This window comes from Mycobacterium sp. NGS35 (assembly GCF_059812855.1).
On the sequence record NZ_JCALDL010000004.1, the window covers coordinates 176,106 to 193,199 of the forward strand.

Consider the following 17,094-nt stretch of genomic DNA (forward strand, 5'->3'; position numbering starts at 1 on the left):
GCTACCTCCGGTTGAGCGTCGATTCACTAGTCGCACTGGTGTTTTGGTGAGCCGGTAGGTGAGCCGCGATGTGCTTGGCTGCCACGTAGCCGAATGTCATGGCCGGACCGATGGTGGCACCGGCGCCGGCATAGCTGCGTCCCATGACGGCAGCCGAGGTGTTCCCGGTCGCATACAGTCCGGGAATCGCGGTGCCGTCGTCGCGCAGCACCCGGGCGAATTCGTCGGTGCGCAGCCCGCCCGACGTGCCGAGGTCGCCGAGGATGATCTGGAACGCGTAGTACGGCGGCTCGCCCAGCGGATACAGATTCGGATTCGGCAGTGTCGGATCGCCGTAGTAGTTGTCGTAGGCGCTGTCGCCGCGGTTGAAGTCGTCGTCGTGGCCGTTGCGCGCCAGCTCGTTGAATCGCTCGGCCGTCCGGCGCAGGTTATCGGGCGGCACTCCGATCTTGGCGGCCAGCTCCTCGAAGCTGTCGGCTTCCTTCACCACGCCCGAGTCCAGCCATGCCCGAGGCACGTTGCGGCCGGTGGGTACCGGCGCGAACGGCACCTTCGGTATCGGCAGGTGCCCGGCCACCACATAGCGGCGAAACGACCTGATGTCGGTGATCAGCCAGCACGGGATGTGCCTGACGCCCGACTTCTCGCCCTCGATCATCGCGTGCGCGAAATCCATGTACGGCGCGGCCTCGTTGACGAACCGCTCACCGTCGCCGTTGACCACGAACTGCGACGGCATCATCCGCTCGTTGAGCATGAACTGCAGCCGGCCATCGGGCCAGCAGATCGCCGGAAACCACCACGCCTCGTCGAGCAGATCCGTTGCGCCGCCGACCTTTTCACCGGCGCGGATGCCGTCGCCCAGCGCCAGCGGGTTGCCGAAGCTCCAGTCCACCTCGTCGCCGCTGACCTCGCGCACGCGGTCCAGCACCGGCAGGTGCTGCCTGCGCCAGGCCATGTCGTGGTCGAAACCACCGGTGGCAAGGATCACCCCGCCGCGGGCGCCGATCCGCAATGCCCGGCCGTTGTACTCAACGACCGCGCCCACCACCGCACCGTCAGGATCGGTGATGAGCTCCGTCATCGGCGCACCCAGCCACAGCGGAATGCCGCGGTCCTTCATCGCCAGACGCATCCGGGCCGCCAACGACTGGCCGATCGCGGCCATCCGCTCCCCGAACACGCGCGCCCGAAACATGCGCCAGATCAGCTTGACCAGAACGGCTTTGCCGCGCCACGACTGGCGCACCTGGTAGAACAGCCGCAGATCCTTGGGTCCCAGCCAGATGCCTCTGGGCGCCAACGCCAGTGGCTGCAGCAGGTTCTGTTCGTCGTCACCGAGCTTGCGCAGATCGATCGCCGGCACATTGATGGTGCTGCCCCGTTCGGAGCCGCCGGGAAGTTCGGGATAGTAGTCGGCGTAGCCGGGCTTCCAGACGAACTCGAACCACTGGCTGAGCTTCTCCAAGAATTCCATCATCTCTGGCGCGGCGTCGACGTACTGGCGCAGGCGGGCATCGCTGACGAGGCCGCCGGTGATCTGGCGCAGGTAGTCGAAGACTTCGTCCGGTGAGGGTCGATAGCCTTCTCGGCGCTGTGCCGGAGCGCCCGGAACCCAGATGCCGCCACCCGACAGGGCGGTGGATCCCCCGAAGCAGTGCGCTTTTTCGACCACCAGCGTGTCGAGCCCGAAGGCGTCGGCGGCCAGCGCCGCGGTCATTCCGCCGCCGCCGGAGCCGACGACGAGGACGTCGACGACGCGGTCGAAGTCCTCACTCATCGGCAGCCCTGCCGACTCCCGTCCGCACCGCGAAGCCCGCGATCAGGTCGGGTGCCGCACGGTAGTAGCGGACCTGCGTCTGGTACGGCCCCTGGCTGGCGAGTGCCGCGAAAGCCGCCAGCCATGTGCGGATCTCGTGGGCGGAGTTGCCGGCCTCGCGCGCGATCCAGTCGTTCGACCAGCTGTCGAGCTCGATCAGGTCACCGCGGTCGAAGATGTCCAGGAGGCGTTGATCCCATTGGGGATTCAGCGGGTGCATCGGGCCGCGGCCCGCAGCGAACTCTTGGGAAAGGCCGATCACCGCGGTCTGCCGCGCCTGGCGTTGTTCGGTCGTCATCGGCCGTCCGTGCAGGATGCGCTCCAACGCAGGGGCGGGCGCCGTTGCGAGCGTCGGGACCGGCGGATCATGCGACAGCCCACCGGATCCCACGATCAGCACACGCTTGCCCAGTGTGGCGGCGAACCGGCCGACGGCGGTACCCAGCGCGCGGGCGCGCTTGACCGGCCCGAGCGGCGTGGCGACTGAGTTGATGAAGATCGGCACCACCGGACGGCCCGTGGCATCGCCGAACAAGATCTGCAGCGGCTGCACGGTGCCGTGGTCCACGTCCATGCTCGCCGAGATCGCGACGTCCAAGCCCGCGTCGAGCACGGCTTGGGCGCAGTCCGTCGCGATGTCGTCGGGTACGTCGAGCGGACCGGCCTGGGTGCCGAAGTCGCCGACGCCGGTGGCCGCGGTTCCTATGCAGAACGGTGGCATCAGCTTGTAGAAGAAGCCGTTGTAGTGGTCCGGCGAGAAGATCACGACGAGCTCTGGATCGAACTGCCGCACGAACTCTCGCGCAGCCGACAGTGCGGTGTTGACGTCGTCAAGGAGATCCTGCGACGGTCCGGGAAGGTTCAGCAGCGGGCTGTGCGACATACAGCACAGCGCCAGAGTCGCCTTCATGGAATCCTTTGCCTCCTCTCTGCGTCAGACCGAGGACGTCGAACAGGGCGGTGCTGATCTCGGGTGCTCGCTGCGCAATGCACGCTCCGGCGATGCAGCGGTCCGGGCGCAAAAACAGCACGGATTCGATGTGCGCGTCGAACCACGCCTTCAGCGCGCCCGTACGGTCTCCGACGACCACGACGTCGGGGTGATCGTGCCCCGGCCAGTGCAGCTGGGTGAGCGGACGTCCTTCGACGAACCTGGTGCCCAGCGTTTTCCAGCGCTCGAACGCGTCGGCTCCGAGCAGCGCGCGGGGATCGTTGTTCCAGCACAGCACCGAGAATCGGGGCCCCAGCACGTCGTCGAGCAGCACATCCCGGCGGTCTCTGGTGTCCACCCGCGGCTGCACGAACAGGGTGCCCACCGGGGAAGCCGCTGAGCGCGGCTCCTCGTGGTACACCGCCCCCTGCTCGTAGCGCGGCATCGGCTTGAACCGCATCTCGAGGACGTAGCGCTTCAGCGTGGGCACCACCGAGGCGGCTCGAATCACGTTGTCGCGCACGCGCGCAACGCGGCGGTTGGTCGGCGAGATCACCCGGCCCACCATCGTCGACAAGTCGATCATGGCCCTGGCGTGCTTGCGGCGCTCGACGTCGTAGGTGTCCAGCAGCGCGTCCCCGGCTTGGCCATTGACCACCGCGGCGAGTTTCCAGCCCAGATTCGCCGCGTCGCGGATGCCGCTGTTGTAGCCCTGTCCTTGCCAGACCGGCATCAGATGGGCGGCGTCACCGGCCAGCAGGAGTCGTCCGCTGCGGAACGCGCCGGCGATGCGCGAGTGGTGGGTGTAGACCCGGTGGCGGATCACGTCGACCCGTTCGGGGTGCGGTACCAGCCGGGCCAGCATGCGTCTGATGAACGCGGGGTCCTCGGCGACGTCGTCGGATTCGTCGGCGTGGATCATGAACTCGAAGCGCCGGATGCCGTGGGCAATCGAAATCGACGCGTAGGGTCGCTCGGGGTCGGCGCCGACCTCGCTGTTGGGATGGCCGAGCGGGTCGTTGGCGATGTCGACCACCAGCCAGCGCGTCGACGACGTGGTGCCGTCGAAAGAGACACCCATCAGCCGGCGGGTGGCGCTGCGACCGCCGTCGCAGCCGATCACGTACTGCGCGTCGACGTTCGACGATCCGGCGCTCGACACGAGGCGGACCGTGACACCGTCAGGCGACTGTTCGCAGCCCTCCATGCGGTGCCCCCACTTCAGCTGCACGTGGTCGAATCTGTCCAATCCGGCGAGCAGTTCGGCATCGACCATCGGTTGCACGAAGCCGTTGCGCTTGGGCCAGCCGAACCGCGCGTCGGGTGGCGCCATCTCGGCGAGCAGCCGACGTTTGGCGTCGAAGAACCGAAGGATCTGGTTGGGCACGGTGTGCGGAAGAATCTCATCCACCAGGCCGATCGACTGGAACGTGCGCAGTGCTTCGTCGTCGAGGCCGACGCCGCGCGGATAGTCGATGAGCGTGTCGCGCTCCTCCACCACGAGGGTCCGAACCCCTTGCAGCCCAAGGATGTTCGCCAACGTCAGGCCGACCGGGCCGGCGCCGACGATCACGACATCCGGATTCATTGCCGCCCCAGCAAGAACTCGATGTGCAGCCTGTTGAACGTCTTGGCGTCCTCGTACTGCGGCCAGTGGCCGCAGCCCGACATGACCTCGAAGCGCGCCCCGGGAATCATCGACGCGATCCGGCGCCCCTCTGTCACGTCGGCGGTGGGGTCGTCACTGGTCCACAGCACAAGCGTCGGCGCGGTGATAGACCCGTACTCGTCGGGACCGAGGATGTTACGCGCGCGGATTCGCGGATCCTGCAACGCCATGATGTCGCGCATCGCGGCGACGAACCCGGGCTGGCGGTACACCCGCTGCCGGCTCGCGACGAGGTCGTCGTAATCCTTCGACTTGTCGGCCATCAGCCATTTGATCCGCGCCTGCACCGTCTCCCAGCTCGGGTTCTCGGCCGCCGCCATCGACAGCGTGATGATCCGGTGCATCACTGCGGGATCGGCTTGCGAGCCGCCTGCGGTGTTGAGGACCAATCGGTGCACACGCTCGGGATGGTCGATGGCGATGCGGGCGGCCACCCAGCCGCCCAGCGACTCCCCGGACACATGCGCACGGTCGGCACCGATCGTGTCGAGCACCGCGACCAGGTGGTCGACATAGTGGCGCACCTCCAATGGGTGGCCGGGCTTGTCGGTATAGCCGTGGCCGAGCATGTCGATCGCCCACGTCGAAAAGTGCTCCGCGTGCGCCTCCAAGTTGCGGACGTAGGCCTCGGCGTGGCCGCCGGAACCGTGCAGCAGCACTAGCGCCGGCTTGGCCCGGTCACCGGCGTGCAGGTAGCGCGTGCGTACGCCGCGCGCGTCGAGGTAGCCCTGTGAGAACGGGACGCCCTGGAGATCGCTCCAGATGCTCTCGTAATCCGCCACTTGCCACCTCGCCGTCGCCCCGCGCCCATCGCCGCGGAAATCTTGTTCTCGCGATGCGCGAACCGAATGTGCTAAAATCGCACATTGATGTGCACTATGCATAGAGCATCATCCTCATGACCAGGTCTGTCAAGCAGCCGGGCGACGAGCGAATGACCGCTGGATCGCAGACCCTGGCCCGCGGGCTCAGCGCCCTGCAGGCAGTCGTCACCGCCCCGTCGGGAGTCACGGTCCAGCAGGTCGCCGACTACGTCGGCGTGCACCGCACCATCGCCTATCGCCTGCTCGGCACGCTGACGCAATTCCGCTACGTCACCAAGGGGGAAGACGGCAGGTACCGGCCGGCGGCGGCGCTCGCGGTGCTGGGCGCCGCGTTCGACAACAACGTGCGTCAGCTCAGCCTGCCGACGCTGCGCGCGCTGGCGGACAATCTCGGCGCGACGGTGTCGCTGCTGGTCGCCGAGGGTGACCAGCAGGTCGCTATCGCGGTCATCGTCCCGACACACGTGATGTATCAGCTGTCGTTCCACGAGGGCAGCCGATACCCGCTGGACCGCGGCGCCGCCGGTATCGCGTTGCTGGCCAGCATGCCGCCGCGGCCCGGTGAGCGCGAGCTGGTGGCGCAGACCCGCAACGAAGGGTGGGTGGTGACCCACGGTGAGATCGAGCCCAACACCTACGGGCTCGCGGTTCCGGTGCGCCGCCGGCCGCCGTCGCCGCCCACGTGCATCAACCTGATCTCCCACCGGGAAGACGTCGTCATGGCCGGCCGCGACGCAGTCGTAAAGGCAGCGCAGGAACTGTCGGCGATCCTCAGCTGAGGACCGGCCCGCGAGAGGAGACTCCGATGAGCACGTGGGACCACGTGGTCGACGTCGTGGTGCTCGGCAGTGGAGGCGCCGGCCTCACGGCTGCCCTGACCGCCGCGGTCAACGGCGCCTCGGTCGAGGTGTACGAGAAGGCCCCGACGGTGGGCGGAACCACCGCGGTGTCCGGCGGCATCGTCTGGATACCGGCGCATCGCCGCGCGCCCGACGGTGAACTGACGGTCGACGACGCGATGAGATATCTGCGCGCGCAGTCTCTCGGCTATATGGACGACGATCTCGTCGAGACATTTGTGCGGACCGGCGCACCGATGCTCGATTTCGTCGAGGCGTACAGCGAGCTGCGGTTCGACATCGCCGATGGCTTTCCCGACTACAAGCCGGAGCTGCCGGGTGGGCGGCCAGGAGGCGGCCGGTCGCTGAACGCAAAGCCGTACGACTTATCGCAGCTCGGCGAATGGAGCGACCGCATCACGTCGTTCCCGGCCGACTTCAGCAACGTCGGGATCGACGCCGAGACACGCGCGAGGATTCACGCGTCGGTGGATGACGCGGCCGGCGATCTATGCGTCGCCGGCACGGCATTGATCGCCGGGCTGCTCGAGGCAGTGCTCGACCGGGACGTCACACCACGCACGAATGCCCGTGCGGTGGAACTGGTTTCGGACGGTAACGCCATCACCGGTGCCCGAATCAGCCTGCGCGGCAGCGAGGTCCGGGTCCGCGCCCGTCGCGGCGTGGTTCTGGCCACCGGCGGCTTCGAATGGGACGACCGGCTGGTCGAGGCCTACCTGCGCGGCCCGATGCACGGCGCGGTGTCGCCACCGAACAACACGGGCGACGGGCTGCGAATGGCCATGGCCCACGGCGCCGACCTGGCCAACATGGGTGAGGCGTGGTGGGTGCCGATCGTGCAGATTCCCGGCGACACCATCGGGGGCAAGCAACGCAGCCGAAGCGTGCGACTGGAACGCACACGACCCCGCAGCATTATCGTCAACCGCGCGGGCAGACGCTTCCTCAACGAGGCCGGCGAGTACAACTCGATGGCAGGCGCGTTCCAGTACCTCGATCCCAAGGACGGATACGTCAACGACCCGGCGTGGATCGTGTTCGACGCGCTCCATCTGAAGCGTTACGGATTCCTCGGCGTCACGCCGGGAGAGGCTGCGCCGGAATGGTTTTCGCCGTCGTCCGACATCGCCGAGCTCGGCGCCAAGACCGGAATCGACCCTGACGGGCTGGCGCGCACGCTCGAGGACTGGAACAAGAACGTCGCACAGGAGCGAGACCCGCAATTCGTTCGCGGCGCGAGCGCCTACGACGGCTACTGGGGCGACGACAAGGCCGCCACCCGGGCCGGCAGGACACTCGGGCCGATCGACACGCCGCCCTACTACGCGGTGCCGGTGAAGATCGGCGCGATGGGGACCAAAGGCGGGCCGCGCACCGACCGCGACGGCCGCGTCTTGCACGTCAGCGGGGCCGTCATCCCCGGGCTGTATGCAGCCGGCAATGCGATGGCCGGTGTGACCGGCAAGGCCTACGGCGGCGCAGGTGGAACGCTGGGCCCCGCAATGGTTTTCGGCTACCGCAGCGGCTATACCGCGGCCACCGGCCGATCGTTGAAGGTGTAACGGACCTCCGAGCGATCCCCCTCGCCGAGCGTGAGCTCAGTGTGACATTTCGGCCCATTTTTCGCAGTGCCCTCACGTTCGGCGCACATGGCGGCTCAGTACAGGTAGATCCCCAGGATCGCGCCGAAGAGCACGACGAGCCAGACGTCGGTGAACAGCCGTAGCCACCGTGGGGCGGTGCGCACCTCCATGAAGTGCTGAATGATCAATCGCACCTTGACCAAGGCCATCGCCAGGACGCCAATGGTGATCGACGCGCTCGCGTGTACGCTGCCGTGTACTCGTCCCGGCGCGAAGAACCACGACAGCACCGTGATGGCCGAAAGCGCCAGCCATACATAGGTGGTCCGGGCGGTGGCGGTGTTCATCGGTTCACCTCATCACGTACAGCAGCGCGAAGATGACGACCCACAGCAAGTCGACCATGTGCCAGTAGGTGGCCCCGGTTTCCGCGACGACGACGTGGCGGGCGTGCGGCCTTCGGAGCTCGCGCACCACGATGCCCAGAATCACCAGACCGAGCAGCACATGGCCCAGGTGCACACCGGTCAGCATGTAGTAGAACATGAAGAAGTCGTTGCTCGGAAATGTCAGCCCCGCAACCACTTTCGAAGTCCACTCGTAGGCCTTGACGGCCGCGAAAACCAGCCCGCAGACGCCGCCCAACACGGTCAACCGCACCGCGCGCGGACGGTTGCCGTCTCGGGTGGACTGCACACCGAGCGCGACGAACCATGAGCTGGTGATCAACAACAGCGTGTTGACCAGACCGATGGTCAGGTCCAGATGCTGTTGCGATTCCAGAAACAGCGCCCGCTCCTGGGTGCGGTGGACCATGAAGATGAGGAAGTACCCGGAGAAGATGACCAGGTCGCCGATGACGAAGACCCACATGCTGCTTTCGCCGGGCAGGTGTGGGGCAGGACCTGGTACGGCCTCGTCCCGGGCGGCCACGGCGTTGTCGGTGTTCGTCATGAAACTCAAAGTCCTTAATCTGCAAGCACTTCACCAGCCGGCTGGCGCGCGACTGCCCTGCGCAGCGTGACGATGATGCAGGTCTGCCAGAACGCGAAGATCGCCGTGCCCATCCAGAAGCTGATCGACCCGTTCCAGGACAGCGGTCCCGACCTGAAGACGAACACCGGTGCGGCAAGCACTTCGGTGACGATCTGCCAGACCGTCACGTACGCGAGCCATTTCGGGAAGATGCCGTTGCGGTCCAACAGGATCGCCAATGCGAACACCAGGTACGCGGCGGAGAAGCACCCCAGCGAGCCGACGAACGACAGCAGCGCGGTGTCATAGAGCAGAGCCTGAAGCTGCGGGTCGCGGTCCGGCCGAAACGCCGCAGCCAGAAAGCAAAACGCCGCGAACAGACAACCCGGCAGCGCGCCCACGTTCAGCGCACCGATATAGGCGTAGGCGAACGCCGGGCTCACCGACATCCGGCGCATCTGATACGCGACGATGCCGTTGGCCACACCGGCGAACCCGATCACGACCATCAACATCCCGAAACCGATCTGGATGGTCAGCGCGTGCGCGTGAAAGAACGCCACGATCTCCTCGGTGGTGCGGTCGGGTCTCGGCGGTGGCATCACCCGCGCCAGCGGAACGAAGATCACGCCGAACACCATGTAGAAGATCGGCACCACCCACCAGCAAATCCAGAGATCGCGCTTTGATCCCGGGCCGCTCTGATCCCCTTGGGCGACAACCGGTTCTGCGGGAGCCAGGCTCATGAGTGCGCCCGTTCCTCCGCGGCTTGGCGGTTGATCGCTGCGCGGACGACGAAGAACATGACCACGACGAAGACGGCGAAGGCGCCGATCCGCAGCCAGAAAGACACGGCGCCGTCCCACGCCAACGGTCCGGTCTTGACGACGGCTGCGCACGCGGCGGGTGTCATCGCGAGCGCGGTGAGCACGCTGAACGGCGCCACCCAGCGCGGAAAGATCGGCTCGGCGCTGCGGTCGAGATACACCGCCAGCGCAAGGCAGAGGTTCTGCACCACCAGCATGCCGACCGGCGCGACGAACGTGATCCACGCCAAATCGTTGAGCAGCATGGTCAATTCGGGATTGCGCTCGGGGCGAAACGCCGCGATGAGCCAGAAGAGATCGGCAAGAGCGAACAGCGTGGCGCCACTCACCAGCGCGGTCAGGTAGCTGTACGCAAGCACCTGGGTGGGCGTGCCCATGCGCTTCATCTGCGCGACGATCAGCGCGAAGAACGGAACCAGCATGATGCCGAAGAGGTTGTAGGTCACCATGCTGAATCGGATCATCGTCGTGTTCTCGGCATAGAACGACGCCACCTGCTGCGGCGTCAGCCGCGGCGACATCGGCGGGAAGAACCCGGGAAATGACACGAACGCGACGAGCAATACGGCGGCCGCAACCGGTGTGATCCAGAGGATGAGCGACTGTCCGTTGACGCGGGCGGACACCACGGCCTCCGCCTCGTTGTCGGCGACGCTGGTCATGTGAACTCCCGGATCGCGGTAACTAGCCGATTGGCTAGGCGCGAGGCTATCCGCCGGTTCGGGCACGGTCAATAGCCGATCGGCTACCCTCAGGGCATGGCCTCGTCGGCGCCGTCGATCACGTCGGGACTGGCCGATATGCGGCGCAGCGCCGCGCAGATCCGCATCTTGGATGCGGCGCTCGAGTTGATCGCCATGCACGGCGTCAGCGGAACGTCGTTGCAGATGATCGCCGACGCGGTCGGAGTCACCAAAGCCGCCGTGTACCACCAGTTCAAGACCAAAGACGAGATCGTCATCGCGCTGACAGAACGTGAACTCGGCCGGCTGGCGGCCGCGCTGGAGGCCGCCGAGGCCGAGGAGTGCAAACCGCGGGCGCGCGAGATGCTGCTCACCCGGGTGGTCGACCTGGCCATCGAACGGCGCGGGATGGTGAGCACGTTGCAGTTCGATCCCGTGGTGGTGCGGCTACTTGCCGAGCACCAGCCGTTCCAGCAGTTCATCGGCCGGCTTTACGCGGCGCTGCTGGGCGAGGATACGGGCGCCGAAGCCAGGATCGAGGCAGCGATGCTGTCAGGCGCGATCAGTGTTGCGGTGATGCATCCCTTGGTCGAAGACATCGGCGACGACGAGTTGCGCCGGCACCTGCTGCACTACATGCGGCGGCTGATCGACCTGCCCGGATAGCCGCCGAATCGGGCCGCGGACGTGCGTTTGCACGTTAGGGTCTGGCCAATGCCGAGACCCTGGGAGGCCCGATGAACACCTATCGAACCGTGGTGGTGGGAACTGACGGCTCGGAGTCGTCACTGCGTGCGGTCGACCGGGCGGGCGAGATCGCCGCTGAGAGCGACGCGACGCTCTACATCGCGACCGGCTACTTTCCTCAGCGAGAAGACTTGCGGGCCGCCGACATCCTCAAAGACGAGGGCTACAAGATGCACGGCAGGGCACCAATTTTCGCGATCTTGCGCGAGGCGCACAGCAGGGCAGCCGCCGCCGGGGCCAAGAACATCGAGGAGCGGCCGATCGAAGATGCGCCGGTCGACGCGCTCGTCGACCTCGCTGAACAGGTCAAAGCCGATTTGCTGGTGGTCGGCAACGTGGGCCTCAACGCGCGGTCGGCGATCCTCGGGCGGGTGTTCTCGATTCCGGGAAGCATCGCGAGCCGCGCCCAGATCGACGTGCTGATCGTCCACACCTCCGGCTGAGCGCGCTTACTGCGGTGCGGTGTCATTGCCGGCGGCTTTGACCTCGCGCTCGTCGGCGGCGCCGTCCTCTGCGGCTTCCTCGATGTCTTGGTCATCGAAGGTTTCGTCGTAGGGCACGTCGGGCTCGAACTCGTCGGGTTCCAGCGCGGCTTCGTGTGCTACGTGCGGATGTTCGGCGACGTCCTCGGCGCGCTGCGCCTCGATAGGAGGCTGCTCGGGGCGGCGACGTTCGGCCAGCCAGTCGCGCGCCAGCAGGACCAGGCCCACCGCGGCCAGCGCAATGGCGGCCAGCGCAATGATTGTGTTCTCGGTCAGCACCGCCGCGGCCAGCAGGGCGATGCCGACGACAGCCACTGCGAGTACGACGGTCAGCATCGATCGTCCCTTCCTGAGGGGCGGTTTTCGTAGGCGCCTCTTCTTGGTTACCCCGGTTACATCGCCGAATCGCAATTCGACGGGAAAGTCAGCGAATGCCTCAGATGACCCGGGACTCGTGCCCCTGCCAATACCGCTCGCGCAGAAGCCGCTTGTACAGCTTGCCGCTGGGGTCGCGCGGCAGTTCGTCGACGAAGTCGACGCTGCGCGGACACTTGTATGTCGCCAACTCGGACCGGCAGTAGGCGATCAATTCGGTTTCGAGGTCGTCGCCGGCGGCCGCCGGGTCGGTCGGCTGCACCACGGCCTTGACCGCCTCCCCCATCTCTTCGTCCGGCACGCCGAACACCGCGACGTCGGCGACGGCGGGATGAGCGGCCAGCACATTCTCGGCCTCCTGCGGGTAGATGTTCACGCCTCCCGAGATGACCATGTGGGCCTGACGATCAGTGAGGTAGAGGTATCCGTCCGCATCGAGGTAGCCGATGTCGCCGAGGGTTCGCCAGCCCTGCGCATTGGTCACCGACGCAGTCTTGTCCGGGTCGTTGTGGTACTCGAACGCGCGGCCGCCGCCGAAGTACACGACGCCGACCTCTCCGGCGGGCAGCTCCTTGCCGTCAGGGCCGACGATGTGGCATTCCTCGAACGGTCGGCCCACCGAGCCGGGATGGGCCAGCCACTCTTCGGCGGAGATGAACGTGGAGCCGATGTCCTCGGTGCCCGAGTAATACTCGTCGATGATCGGACCCCACCAGTCGATCATCTGCCGTTTGACCGCAACCGGGCACGGTGCCGCGGCGTGGGTGACGCGGCGCAGACTCGACAAGTCGTAGCGGCGGCGCTCGGCTTCGGGCAGCCGCAGCATGCGGATGAACATCGTCGGGACGAACTGTGCATGGGTGACGCGGTAGCGCTCGACCAGCTCGAGGCACTCCCGTGGATCGAACCGTTCCATCAGTACCACCGTGGCGCCCAGCCGCTGCCAGGACATCGAAAACACAAGGGGCGCAGAGTGATACAGCGGAGCCGGGCACAGGTACACCGAGTCGGCACCTGCGTCGCCGTTGGTGCCGAGCAGCCCCCGCGCGATCTGCACCGGTGCGCAACTCGGATCGCCCAGCGGGGTGGCGGCCAGTGGCTTACGCACACCCTTCGGTCGGCCGGTAGTGCCCGACGAGTAGAGCATTTCGCGGCCCTCGCACTCGTCGTCGAGGGGCGTCGCGGGCTCCGCGGCAACCACGTCGGCGTAGCGTTCGAATCCGCCGAGCCCCGCTCCGACCGCGATACGCACCGGTATCCGCGAGAGGTCCAAATCGGCGGCCACGTGCGCCATCGTGTCACTGGCCACCAGTGCCTTGGCGCCGCAGTCGTCGAGCACGTACTGCACTTCACCGGCGCGCAGATGCCAGTTGACTGCGGTGTAGTACAGCCCGGATCGCTGTGCGGCCCAAGCGATTTCGAGGAATTCCGGCCTGTTCTCCACCAGGAGCGCAATGTGGTCGCCAACGCGCAGCCCACGCGATCGCAGCGCTCGCGCCAGCCGGGTGGAGCGCTCCTCGAGTTCGCGGTAGGTCACCACGTCGCCGCGGGTCCCCATTACCACCGCGGGGCGGTCCGGGGTGCGGGCGGCATGGAAACCAGGCGTCATCTCGGCCGGGGCGGCCGCCGTGTCAGAACCGCTGAGCAGCTTGCCCGCGGCGGTGTAGGCGTCCTGGCGTCCGTCGGCGACGGCCGCGGCAAGGCGATCGAGGTTGTGGTGCGCGCGCAACATCGTCTGCGCCAGCGACAGGATCTGCGCGCGTGCCCGCGCGGCCCTGCGGGCCGGGGTGTCGTTGCGGAAGTGGGCGTCAATGGTCTCGACCAGTTCAGGCACGCCCTCACCTTGTGCCGCGACCAGCAACACGATGGGGGCATCGGTCTCGGCCCGCAGGTCGCGAACCGTCTGCTTTGCGCCTTCCCGGTCGGCCTTGTTGACCACGACGATGTCGGCGACTTCGAGCAGTCCCGCTTTGGCGGCTTGGACGGCGTCGCCAGCGCCGGGATTCAGGATGACAACGGTCGGATCGGCGACCGCGGCGATCTCGATCTCCGACTGGCCGACACCCACGGTCTCGAGCAACACCACGTCGTAACCCAATTCGGCGAGCACCCGAATCGCGGCCGGCACCGCCGCCGCGAGTCCGCCGAGGTGGCCGCGGCTGGCCACCGAGCGGATCAGGACGCCGGGATCGTTGATGTGGGCGGCCATCCGGATCCGGTCGCCCAGCAGCGCTCCGCCGCTGTACGGCGACGACGGGTCGACCGCGAGCACCGCGACGCGAAGTCCCTGCTGCCGGTAGGCGCCGACCAGCGCCGCGATCGTCGTCGATTTCCCCGCCCCCGGCGGTCCGGTGATCCCGATGACGCGCGCCGTCGAGCTGCCCAGCGCGGCCAGCACCTCGTCGCGGCGCGCGCTCTCGACGAGGGTGAGCAGCCGGCCGGCGGCCCGAGTGGAGCCACCTCGGGCGGCCGCAATGAGCTCCTGAATATCCCGCATCGAGAAGAACTTACGGCCGAATGCGTTTACGGCGCGGGAACTTCGATCACCGTCGCCGAACCCATACCGCCGCCGGCGCACATTGCCGCCACGCCGATGCCGCCGCCCCGGCGACGCAGTTCATGCACCAGCGTGACCAGCATCCGCCCGCCCGTCGCGGCGACCGGATGGCCCAGCGAGCAGCCGCTGCCGTTGGGATTGACTTTGTCCGGATCGATCTCGAGCAGCTTGGCGGTGGCCACGCACATCGACGCGAATGCTTCGTTGATTTCGAACAGGTCGACGGCGTCAAGCGAAAGGCCAGCGCGCTCAAGGGCTTTGGGAATCGCCTCCACCGGCGCCAGCCCGGTGATGGCCGGATCGACGCCCACCGACGCCCACGCCCGCACAGTTGCCAGTGCAGGAAGCCCGAGGGCATCGCTGGCGATCGCGAGCACCGCTGCGCCATCGTTGGCGCCGCACGCGTTGCCGGCGGTGATCGAGAACCCCTCGATCTCCGGGTGAAGCGGCTTGAGCGCGGCCAGTTTCTCCATCGTGGTGTCGCGGCGGGGATGCTCGTCGACGGCGAACAAGCCGTGCGGGGTCTCGATGGGGACGACCTCTTGCTTGAAGCGGCCCTCGTCGATCGCCTGCACCGCCTTGCGGTGCGAACCCAGCGCCCACGCATCCATCTCCTCGCGACTCACGCCGGCCTTGACCGCGGCGTTCCACCCGACGGTGATCGACATGTCCATGTTCGGAGCGTCGGGCCGGTCGGGATGGGTGGGCGGGAACCAGGCAGCAGGCTCGCCGCCGATAGCCCTGGTGAAGCGCGGGGACGTCGACGCGGAGTTGACCCCGCCGGCGATGACGAGTTCGTCCATGCCGGCTTTGATGCTGGCCGCGGCGCTCTGGACGGCGGCCTGACCCGCCGCGCAGTGACGGTTCTGGGCGAGGCCCGGCACATTGGTGAGCCCTGCGGTCAGCGCGGCGTGGCGGGCGATCACCCCGCCGCCGTAGAGTCCCTCGCCCAGAACGACGTCGTCGACGGGGTGGCCGTCGAGCTCGCCGGCGATTGCGCCTACGACGTGATTCGCCAGGTCGTACGCGTCGGTGTCGCGCAGCGTGCCCTTCATCGCGGTGCCGATGGGGGTGCGCAGCGCGGACACGATGACGGCTTCAGGCATGACTGGTCTCCAATGTGCTTCGGGTGAGAATGTTATTCTCTCAAGCTGAGAGTGCCAGTTGCAAGAAGGGGAATCACATGCAGATCAGCGGAAGCTCCGCGATCGTCGTCGGCGGCACCGGCGGGTTCGGTGAAGCCACGGTCCGCCGACTGCACGGAGCCGGCGCCAAGGTCGTGGTCGCCGATGTCGCCGATGACAAGGGCAAGGCGCTGGAAAGCGAGCTGGGAATCCGCTACGTCCGCACCGATGCGACCAGCCCCGAGGACGTGAACGCCGCGCTGGCAGAGGCGGAATCTCTCGGACCCCTCCGCATCTCGGTCGACTGCCACGGTGGGCCGGCCAGCGGCGGGCGTCTCGTCGGCAAGGACGGGTCACCCCTGGACCTCGACGGCTTCAAGACGACGATCGAGTACTACCTGACCGCCGTCTTCAACGTCATGCGGCTCTCGGCGGCAGCGATCGCCCGCCAGGAGCCGCTCGACAGCGGCGCGCGCGGGGTCATCGTCAACACCGCGTCGATCGCCGGTTACGAGGGCCAGATCGGCCAGATCCCCTACGCGGCGGCGAAGGGCGGCGTGATCAGCATGACGTTGGTCGCCGCACGTGATCTCTCTCCGCTCGGCATTCGAGTGGTCACCATTGCGCCCGGGATGTTCCTGACGCCCGCGTACCCGGTTCCGGCCGAGCAGCTCGAAGCGCACTGGGGCCCGCAGATCCCGTTCCCGAAGCGGATGGGTCAGCCGTCCGAGTACGCGGCGATGGTGGCGAGCATCGTCGAAAACGACTACCTCAACGGCGAAGTCATTCGCCTGGACGGGGCGCTGCGATTCGCCCCGAAGTGACCGGTTCGCTGGCCGGCAAGGTCGCGTTCGTCGCGGGGGCCAGCCGCGGCATCGGTGCGACGGTGGCGTGCGCGTTGGCGGCGCAGGGCGCTGCTGTTGCGGTGGCCGCTCGCTCTGAGTCCGAAGGGCGGATTCCCGGCACGATTCATTCGGTGGCTACCCGAATCGTTTCGGCGGGTGGTCGCGCGCATGCCGTGCGGTGTGATGTCACCGACGAGCAGTCGGTGAATTCCGCTGTGGCCGAGGTGGTTTCGGTGCTCGGCGGGATCGATGTGCTGATAGCCAACGCTGGTGTGCTGTGGCTCGGCCCGATCGAGTCGACGTCGCTCAAGCGCTGGCGGTTGTGCCTTGATGTGAACCTGACCGGAACGTTCTTGGTGACGCGCGCGGTGATCCCGCACGTTCGGGCGCGCGGCGGCGGCTCGCTGGTGGCGATTACGACGACGGGTGTGACGATGCCCGGCGCCAACGCGTACTGGGTGTCGAAGGCTGGCGTCGAGCGGCTGTACCTCGGGCTGGCCGCGGACCTCAAGCCGGACAACATCGCCGTCAACTGCCTGAGCCCGTCACGCGTGGTGCTCACCGAAGGATGGGCGGCGGCTGGCGACCACGACATCCCGCCGGAGATGGTGGAGCCGCCGGAGGCGATGGCCAAGGCCGCCGTGCTGCTGGCCCGCCAGGACGCCGGCGGTATCACCGGCACCGTCCAGCGCTCGGAATCCCTCGTGCCGCCGAGCTGATAGCTCCTCGCTCACCTTGTCGCGACCGTGCGTGTCGGTACGGCAACACGCCGGTGACCTGTGTACAAGGGTGC

17 protein-coding genes and 1 pseudogene are annotated in these 17,094 nt (G+C 67.3%); 6 read left to right on the forward strand and 12 right to left on the reverse strand.

Annotated elements, in window-relative coordinates:
• Nucleotide 1: 1 nt before the first annotated feature.
• Genes AC5Y4C_RS09965 through AC5Y4C_RS09980 form a run of 4 tightly spaced genes read right to left on the reverse strand, consistent with a single transcriptional unit; the run spans nt 2 to nt 5,201 of the window.
• A complete protein-coding gene (locus AC5Y4C_RS09965; RefSeq protein WP_499962590.1) occupies nt 2–1,780 on the reverse strand; it encodes an FAD-binding protein in 1,779 nt (592 codons plus the stop codon).
• Nucleotides 1,773–2,702, reverse strand: coding sequence for a 3-carboxyethylcatechol 2,3-dioxygenase (locus tag AC5Y4C_RS09970; protein ID WP_499962592.1), 930 nt, complete (start codon nt 2,700–2,702; stop codon nt 1,773–1,775). The genes AC5Y4C_RS09965 and AC5Y4C_RS09970 overlap by 8 nt, the downstream gene beginning before the upstream one ends.
• Nucleotides 2,650–4,338 carry a bifunctional 3-(3-hydroxy-phenyl)propionate/3-hydroxycinnamic acid hydroxylase gene (locus AC5Y4C_RS09975; RefSeq protein ID WP_499962594.1) on the reverse strand — a complete coding sequence of 563 codons (1,689 nt, stop codon included), beginning with the start codon at nt 4,336–4,338 and terminating at the stop codon, nt 2,650–2,652. The genes AC5Y4C_RS09970 and AC5Y4C_RS09975 overlap by 53 nt, the downstream gene beginning before the upstream one ends.
• Nucleotides 4,335–5,201 carry an alpha/beta fold hydrolase gene (locus AC5Y4C_RS09980; RefSeq protein ID WP_499948728.1) on the reverse strand — a complete coding sequence of 289 codons (867 nt, stop codon included), beginning with the start codon at nt 5,199–5,201 and terminating at the stop codon, nt 4,335–4,337. The genes AC5Y4C_RS09975 and AC5Y4C_RS09980 overlap by 4 nt, the downstream gene beginning before the upstream one ends.
• 116 nt (nt 5,202–5,317) lie before the next feature.
• Here AC5Y4C_RS09980 and AC5Y4C_RS09985 point away from each other — a divergent pair, with 116 nt between their 5' ends.
• Together AC5Y4C_RS09985 and AC5Y4C_RS09990 are read left to right on the forward strand one after the other, a co-directional pair.
• Nucleotides 5,318–6,022, forward strand: a complete 705-nt coding sequence (locus tag AC5Y4C_RS09985; RefSeq protein WP_499962597.1) for an IclR family transcriptional regulator — start codon at nt 5,318–5,320, stop codon at nt 6,020–6,022.
• A gap of 26 nt (nt 6,023–6,048) precedes the next feature.
• The gene (locus AC5Y4C_RS09990; protein WP_499962599.1) at nt 6,049–7,665 is read left to right on the forward strand and encodes an FAD-dependent oxidoreductase; all 1,617 of its coding nucleotides are present in this window, start codon (nt 6,049–6,051) and stop codon (nt 7,663–7,665) included.
• Nucleotides 7,666–7,760: 95 nt separating this feature from the next.
• Here the strand turns inward: AC5Y4C_RS09990 and AC5Y4C_RS09995 are convergent, their stop codons facing one another.
• From AC5Y4C_RS09995 to AC5Y4C_RS10010, 4 genes are read right to left on the reverse strand one after another with little or no spacing between them, the layout of a single operon-like run.
• Complete coding sequence (locus AC5Y4C_RS09995) at nt 7,761–8,033, reverse strand: cytochrome C oxidase subunit IV family protein (protein ID WP_499909128.1); 273 nt, start codon at nt 8,031–8,033, stop codon at nt 7,761–7,763.
• A gap of 4 nt (nt 8,034–8,037) precedes the next feature.
• Nucleotides 8,038–8,640: a cytochrome c oxidase subunit 3 family protein gene (locus tag AC5Y4C_RS10000; protein WP_499962600.1), complete on the reverse strand. Its 603-nt coding sequence runs from the start codon at nt 8,638–8,640 to the stop codon at nt 8,038–8,040.
• A gap of 14 nt (nt 8,641–8,654) precedes the next feature.
• Nucleotides 8,655–9,407: a hypothetical protein gene (locus AC5Y4C_RS10005; RefSeq protein WP_499909132.1), complete on the reverse strand. Its 753-nt coding sequence runs from the start codon at nt 9,405–9,407 to the stop codon at nt 8,655–8,657.
• Complete coding sequence (locus AC5Y4C_RS10010) at nt 9,404–10,150, reverse strand: hypothetical protein (RefSeq protein ID WP_499962602.1); 747 nt, start codon at nt 10,148–10,150, stop codon at nt 9,404–9,406. The genes AC5Y4C_RS10005 and AC5Y4C_RS10010 overlap by 4 nt, the downstream gene beginning before the upstream one ends.
• A gap of 96 nt (nt 10,151–10,246) precedes the next feature.
• Here AC5Y4C_RS10010 and AC5Y4C_RS10015 point away from each other — a divergent pair, with 96 nt between their 5' ends.
• Both AC5Y4C_RS10015 and AC5Y4C_RS10020 read left to right on the forward strand, forming a co-directional pair.
• On the forward strand, nt 10,247–10,837 hold the full coding sequence (locus AC5Y4C_RS10015) for a TetR/AcrR family transcriptional regulator (protein WP_499962604.1): 591 nt from the start codon (nt 10,247–10,249) through the stop codon (nt 10,835–10,837).
• Between the two features lie 71 nt (nt 10,838–10,908).
• On the forward strand, nt 10,909–11,361 hold the full coding sequence (locus AC5Y4C_RS10020; protein WP_499909138.1) for a universal stress protein: 453 nt from the start codon (nt 10,909–10,911) through the stop codon (nt 11,359–11,361).
• Between the two features lie 6 nt (nt 11,362–11,367).
• Here the strand turns inward: AC5Y4C_RS10020 and AC5Y4C_RS10025 are convergent, their stop codons facing one another.
• The 4 genes and pseudogenes from AC5Y4C_RS10025 to AC5Y4C_RS10040 all read right to left on the reverse strand — a co-directional run bounded on the left by AC5Y4C_RS10025 (nt 11,368) and on the right by AC5Y4C_RS10040 (nt 15,438).
• On the reverse strand, nt 11,368–11,736 hold the full coding sequence (locus tag AC5Y4C_RS10025) for a hypothetical protein (RefSeq protein ID WP_499909140.1): 369 nt from the start codon (nt 11,734–11,736) through the stop codon (nt 11,368–11,370).
• A gap of 100 nt (nt 11,737–11,836) precedes the next feature.
• Nucleotides 11,837–13,384 (reverse strand): acyl-CoA synthetase, encoded by a 1,548-nt coding sequence (locus tag AC5Y4C_RS10030; RefSeq protein WP_499962733.1) that lies wholly within the window; start codon nt 13,382–13,384, stop codon nt 11,837–11,839.
• 93 nt (nt 13,385–13,477) lie between these two features.
• Nucleotides 13,478–14,272 (reverse strand): annotated as a pseudogene (gene meaB / locus AC5Y4C_RS10035) (methylmalonyl Co-A mutase-associated GTPase MeaB); the annotation flags it as partial.
• Nucleotides 14,273–14,298: 26 nt separating this feature from the next.
• Nucleotides 14,299–15,438: a thiolase family protein gene (locus AC5Y4C_RS10040; protein ID WP_499962606.1), complete on the reverse strand. Its 1,140-nt coding sequence runs from the start codon at nt 15,436–15,438 to the stop codon at nt 14,299–14,301.
• 77 nt (nt 15,439–15,515) lie between these two features.
• Here AC5Y4C_RS10040 and AC5Y4C_RS10045 point away from each other — a divergent pair, with 77 nt between their 5' ends.
• Both AC5Y4C_RS10045 and AC5Y4C_RS10050 read left to right on the forward strand, forming a co-directional pair.
• Nucleotides 15,516–16,280: an SDR family NAD(P)-dependent oxidoreductase gene (locus tag AC5Y4C_RS10045; RefSeq protein ID WP_499962608.1), complete on the forward strand. Its 765-nt coding sequence runs from the start codon at nt 15,516–15,518 to the stop codon at nt 16,278–16,280.
• Nucleotides 16,277–17,020, forward strand: coding sequence for an SDR family NAD(P)-dependent oxidoreductase (locus AC5Y4C_RS10050; protein ID WP_499962610.1), 744 nt, complete (start codon nt 16,277–16,279; stop codon nt 17,018–17,020). The genes AC5Y4C_RS10045 and AC5Y4C_RS10050 overlap by 4 nt, the downstream gene beginning before the upstream one ends.
• The last annotated feature ends 74 nt before the right edge of the window (nt 17,021–17,094 follow it).